This is a genomic window from Streptomyces sp. UH6 (genome assembly GCF_013421635.1).
GTDB lineage: Bacteria > Actinomycetota > Actinomycetes > Streptomycetales > Streptomycetaceae > Streptomyces > Streptomyces abyssomicinicus.
Genome location: NZ_JACADT010000398.1, coordinates 1 through 4,899, shown reverse-complemented (window position 1 = coordinate 4,899; position 4,899 = coordinate 1). Strand labels below are relative to the sequence as shown.

General features: G+C 70.8%; 6 protein-coding genes. All 6 read left to right on the top strand.

The genetic code is table 11. The features are described from left to right. Window positions 1-1,245: hypothetical protein (locus HW445_RS18490; protein ID WP_180222105.1), on the top strand; the 1,245-nt coding region annotated here is incomplete at its 5' end. Window positions 1,246-1,253: 8 nt separating this feature from the next. Continuing rightward, the gene (locus tag HW445_RS18485; RefSeq protein ID WP_180222104.1) at window positions 1,254-1,955 is read left to right on the top strand and encodes a hypothetical protein; all 702 of its coding nucleotides are present in this window, start codon (window positions 1,254-1,256) and stop codon (window positions 1,953-1,955) included. Next, window positions 1,952-2,638 (top strand): hypothetical protein, encoded by a 687-nt coding sequence (locus HW445_RS18480; RefSeq protein WP_180222103.1) that lies wholly within the window; start codon window positions 1,952-1,954, stop codon window positions 2,636-2,638. Before HW445_RS18485 ends, HW445_RS18480 begins: the two co-directional genes overlap by 4 nt. Window positions 2,639-2,649: 11 nt before the next feature. Then, entirely contained in the window at window positions 2,650-3,012 is a 363-nt protein-coding gene (locus tag HW445_RS18475) for a hypothetical protein (RefSeq protein WP_180222102.1), read from the top strand. Window positions 3,013-3,017: 5 nt separating this feature from the next. Further along, window positions 3,018-4,157: a hypothetical protein gene (locus HW445_RS18470; RefSeq protein WP_180222101.1), complete on the top strand. Its 1,140-nt coding sequence runs from the start codon at window positions 3,018-3,020 to the stop codon at window positions 4,155-4,157. A 95-nt stretch (window positions 4,158-4,252) separates the two neighbouring features. Beyond that, window positions 4,253-4,780, top strand: coding sequence for a phage baseplate assembly protein V (locus tag HW445_RS18465; protein ID WP_180222100.1), 528 nt, complete (start codon window positions 4,253-4,255; stop codon window positions 4,778-4,780). Window positions 4,781-4,899: the final 119 nt, after the last annotated feature.

Genomic DNA, 4,899 nt, shown 5'->3' with positions numbered 1-4,899 from the left:
CGCGCCGACCGGATGCGGGACGACCGTCCCCGCCGGCGGGACGCGGACGACCGCCGTGACCGGCGCGAGGACGACGCGAAGCCGTTCGACCTGCCGCAGGTGCGGTTCGCGGACGCCTACGACGGTGAGCGGCACGTCTTGAGGTTCCACGGCCGGGGTCCTCGCGCGCCCCTGTGGATCCACAGCACGCCGCAGGAGGCCGAGCAATTCCTCGACGAATGGCACAACGACCTGCGGACGAAGGCGACGGAGCAGGAGAAGGGAAAGCAGCAAGGGTACGTGGACGCCGCCCGGACAGAGTACGAAGAGGCGCGCCGAATCCAGGCGAGCATCCCGAAGGAAACGCGCAGCGACGACGAGGAAAGGGAGAAGAGAAGGCTGCGGTACGCCCTCGAGGCGCAGATGCGAAAGTTCGCGCACCAGGCCCGGAACCGGCTCTACTTCGACCTGCCCGAGGCGGACTACGGAGTTTTCCAGGACCTCACTCTCGGCCGGGAGCAGCCGCGCCCGAAGGAGGACCGCACCGCCACGTTCCTGAGCACCCGCTCGAAGACGGTCGCCGGTGGCCCGGGGCAGGATGCCGGAGAGGCGGCGCACGGGCAGCCGCCCGGCTGGCTGGACATCCGGAACAAGGGGCTGAGCAAGGGAAGCCGCTGGGTGCGGATGCATCTCCTCCCGGAGCGGATCGGCGGGAAGGCCTCGGGCAACAACCTGGTGCCCGCACGCGGTCCGGAGATGAACATCAAGTTCCTGCACGGGATCGAGGAGGAGGCCTACGGCGCGATCAAGGGCACCGAGACGGTGATCCACTACGAGACGGCGGCGGAGTTCCAGCACAAGGAGTCCCCCCACGTCCCGAGCCGGATCCAGGCGAAGTACACGGTGTACGAACGGGCTCCCGGAGCCAAGGGGACGGTTCCGGGGGACTGGACGCCGAACGGGATGTCGAAGCCCTTCGGCCTGCCCCACGATCCTGTCGCCGACAACGAGGAGACCCTCCTCTCCATCAATCACGCCGGTCGCCCGACCATCAACCTCAGGCTTTTGAACGGAAAACACGAAGGCCTTGCGAAGGACTTCGTCACAGCGCGCGACGAACTGCAGGCGAACGGGGGGATTCTCGCGGGGCGGGGCGATTTCCACCGGCTCGTGAACCGGAATCTGAATACCTCACGGGCGGGCATCGACCTCCTGAGACGCAATCTGCGAAGGCTGGATCGCAAAGGTGAAATCAACTGGAATTGAGGTCCGCCATGGCGGATGACAACGACACCACGCTCGGGCTTCCATTCGAGCAGAGGGCCGAGAGGGCGCTCCGCGAGATCGTGGAGGCGTCCGGGCTGGATGTGGAGCGGGCGCGTGCCGGTGAGACGTCCCCGGTGCTCGAGGAGCCCGCGGAGGTCTTCAGGACCCTCGCCGAGGACGAAGGTCTTCCGCTGAGCGAACGCGTCCGAGGGCACTTCTTCCGGCCCGGCCTCATCGAGGCGCATTGGCGGTCCGGACGTCCCGGCTCGCGGATGGCCGGCGAGTTCAGCCTCACCCACATCTTGCGTGCCGTCGTGGAGAACCACATGGACGCCATCTGGGAGGGCGAGGACGACTGGGAACGCGACCTCTACGGCCAACTGCGGTTCTTCGACGACACGCCCGGCAGCGGCACCGGCCGCATGGCGCTCCTGCGGGCCGCGCCGGGCGCCGCGGATCCGGAGGTCTGGTTCTTCGACACGCGCCAGGGCGCCATGCCGATGGAGCTGGACTACCCCGGCTACCTGGACGCCGTCCTCGTCACCAAGGGCGTCATGGGCTGGCAGTACCTCTACTGCGAGCCGGCGTACAGCGGTCTGGGCTTCGCGTCCGTGTCCGCGGGGCTCGAGGAAATGGCGCAGACCTTTCCGGTGCTCTTCCCCCACCACGACTACACCGATCTGCGGACCCGACTCGAGGAACGCCTGTGACCCGGTACGCCGACATTCCCCAGCCCGTCCGCTCCGGCATCGTCGTGCTCGACCCCGCCACCGGTACCCCGCAGCGGGTCGTCGTGCTGCAGTTCAACCCGGACACCCTGGAGCGCAGCGTCGCCCCCCAGTCCGCCGGTGACGGCGGTGACGCCGGCGGTGGGGGTGCCGGGAGCGGGGACCGCAACGAGGCGCTGCGGCTCAAGGGGCCCGCCCAGGAGACCTGGAAGTTCACCGCGGAGATCGACGCGACCGACCAGCTGGAGGTGGCCGCCCCCGACGGCATCCACCCGCAGCTCGCGGCGCTGGAGATGCTGGTGCAGCCGACGACGGCCCAGCTCAGGGCGGCGAGCGAGCTCGCGAAGCAGGGGGCCATCGAGATCAGCCCGATCGAGATGCCGCTGACCCTCTTCACCTGGGGCAGCAAGCGGGTCATGCCCGTGCGGCTCACCGAGCTGTCCGTCAACGAGTCGGCGTTCGACGTGAACCTGAACCCGATCCGGGCCTCGCTCAGCATCGGGATGAAGATCCTCACGGTCAGCGACCTGCCCGCCGGCCACAAGGGCGCCGACCTGTACATGGCGCACCTCGCGCAGAAGGAGCGCCTCGCCGCGGCCGCGCGCGGCGGCGGCGTCGGCCGGCTCGGGTTCGCGGGGATCGACACCGTGACCGGCAGAGGGTGAGGAGAGGAACCATGGCCGAGATCCAGCCGTACGAGAGCGCCCTGGACGCGATCCCCGGCGCGCACCCGTACCCGCGCACCAGCCGGTACCACGACGCGGAGATCGGGATCCACCGACTGCCCGACGGGACGGAGGTCCGGTACGCCAAGCGCCGGTTGCTGCCCCCGCTCCCGGACGGGGACGAGGTCCACCCCCACACCGTCGCCGCCGGCGAGCGGCCCGACCTGCTCGCGCAGCACTACTTCGGCGACCCCGGCCAGTGGTGGCAGATCGCGGACGCCAACCCCGTCCTCGACCCGGGGGAGCTCACCGACGAGGCGGGGCGCGTCATCGGCATCCCGCCCGGCGGCGGGTTCCCCGGCGGCAGGAGGTGACCGGCGTGTTCGACCTGCCCGTGCGGGAAGGTCCCGTCCACATCAGGCTGCTCATGGGGCCGCGGCTCGTCCAGCCGGTTCCCGCCGAGGTGGCCGAGGCCCTGCTGTCCGCCCAGATCACCGCGACCGCGGGCGAACGCAGCGGCTTCCAGCTCGCCTTCGACCTCACCAAGAACGGGCTCGTCGCCCGGCGGCTCCTGCCCGAGGGGTACTTCGACCCGAAGACCCGGCTCGTCGTCACGGTGAGCGTCCGGGGCACCGCCGCCGTGCTGTTCGACGGGCTGGTCGTCCGGCACGAGGTCGGGGCGAGCAACCTGCCCGGGCACTCCACCCTCACCGTCACCGGTGAGGACCTCACCCTCCTGATGGACCTGGAGGAGCGCACCGTCCCGTACCCGAATCTCCCGCCCTCCCGGCGCGTTCTGGAGATCCTGCGCCGGTACTCCGACTACGGCGTCCGGCCCGACGTGTACGACGAGCAGATCCCCCAGCCCCCGCACCAGGACACCCGGGTGCACTACCAGACGCAGACCGACCTCCAGTACGTCACCGAGCTGGCCCGCGCCAACGGCTACACGTTCTACCTGGAGCCCGGCCCCGGTGTGGGCGAGTCCTCGGCACGCTGGGGGCCGGAGAACCGCGGCGGCGAACGCCAGCACGCCCTCAGCGTCAACCTGGACGCCAACTCCACCGTCGACCAGCTGACGTTCGCCTACGACGGCACCGCGCGCGAGGAACCCCAGGCGCGCTGGCAGGATCCGGTGACGCGGCAGGCGACACCGCTCCCCCAGCCGTCCGTCGACCCGCTGCGCCCGCCGCTCGGCAAGCGGCCCACCCCGGCCCTGCGCCGCAGGACGCTCCCCGGGACCGCCAAGCACCAGCGCGGGCAGGCGGAGGCCGCGCTCCTCGCCCGCGCCGCGCTCTCCGCCGACGTCGTCTCCGGTTCCGGCTCGCTCGACGTCCTCCGGTACGGCCACATCCTCCAGCCCCGCCAGCTCGTCGGCGTGCGCGGCTCGGGACGGGCGTACGACGGCGACTACTTCGTCAAGTCCGTCACGCACAACCTGCGCCCGGGTTCGTACCGGCAGAACTTCACGCTCTCCCGCGAGGGACTGGAGGCGCGCGGCGACGTCGTCCGGCCGTAGACCGCGCCCACCCACGGTCGTCCCGCACCGGCCCGCCCACCTCACCCACTCACCCACCCATCCATCCATCCATCCATCCATCAGGAGCAGCTTCCATGGCGGCACCCAGCAATCGCTACCTCGGCAAGTTCCGCGGCCGGGTGGTCAGCAACGACGACCCGCTGCGCATCGGCCGCATCACCGTCGAGGTCCCCGACGTCCTCGGCGGCGAGCCGTCGACGTGGGCGCTGCCCTGCCTGCCGTTCACGGGGACGAGGGCCGGGCACTTCGCGGTGCCGCAGGAGGGCGCGGGCGTGTGGGTGGAGTTCGAGCAGGGGGATCCCAGCTATCCGGTGTGGACGGGGTGCTGGTACGGCAGCGCGGACGAACTCCCGCCCGACGCGCGCGTGGCCGCCCCGGCCGAGAAGCCCGTCGTCGTGCAGACGCCGGGTGCGCACAAGATCGTCATGAACGACGGCACCGGGGCCGAGGAGGGAATCCTCCTGCAGGCCAGGGACGGCGCGTACATCCGCATCACCGAGGGCGCGGTGGTGATCTCGACCGGCGCCGGCGCGGAGATCTCCCTGCGCGGCAACGAAGTAACCATCAACGAGGGCCAGTTCACCGTCCTCAACCAGCGATGAAGGAACACGGGGGATCACACACCATGTCCGGGAGTCTGCTAGCCGCCGACGCCGTGATCGGCTGTCCGCACGGCGGCCGGGTCACGCCCGCCGCCACACCCTCCGGCGGCGTCCGCGTC

What these genes read in the sequence shown, in the direction of transcription:
- HW445_RS18485 (WP_180222104.1), top strand. Translation starts at nt 1,254, where the DNA reads ATGGCGGATGACAACGACACCACGCTCGGGCTTCCATTCGAGCAGAGG.
- HW445_RS18475 (WP_180222102.1), top strand. Translation starts at nt 2,650, where the DNA reads ATGGCCGAGATCCAGCCGTACGAGAGCGCCCTGGACGCGATCCCCGGC.
- HW445_RS18465 (WP_180222100.1), top strand. Translation starts at nt 4,253, where the DNA reads ATGGCGGCACCCAGCAATCGCTACCTCGGCAAGTTCCGCGGCCGGGTG.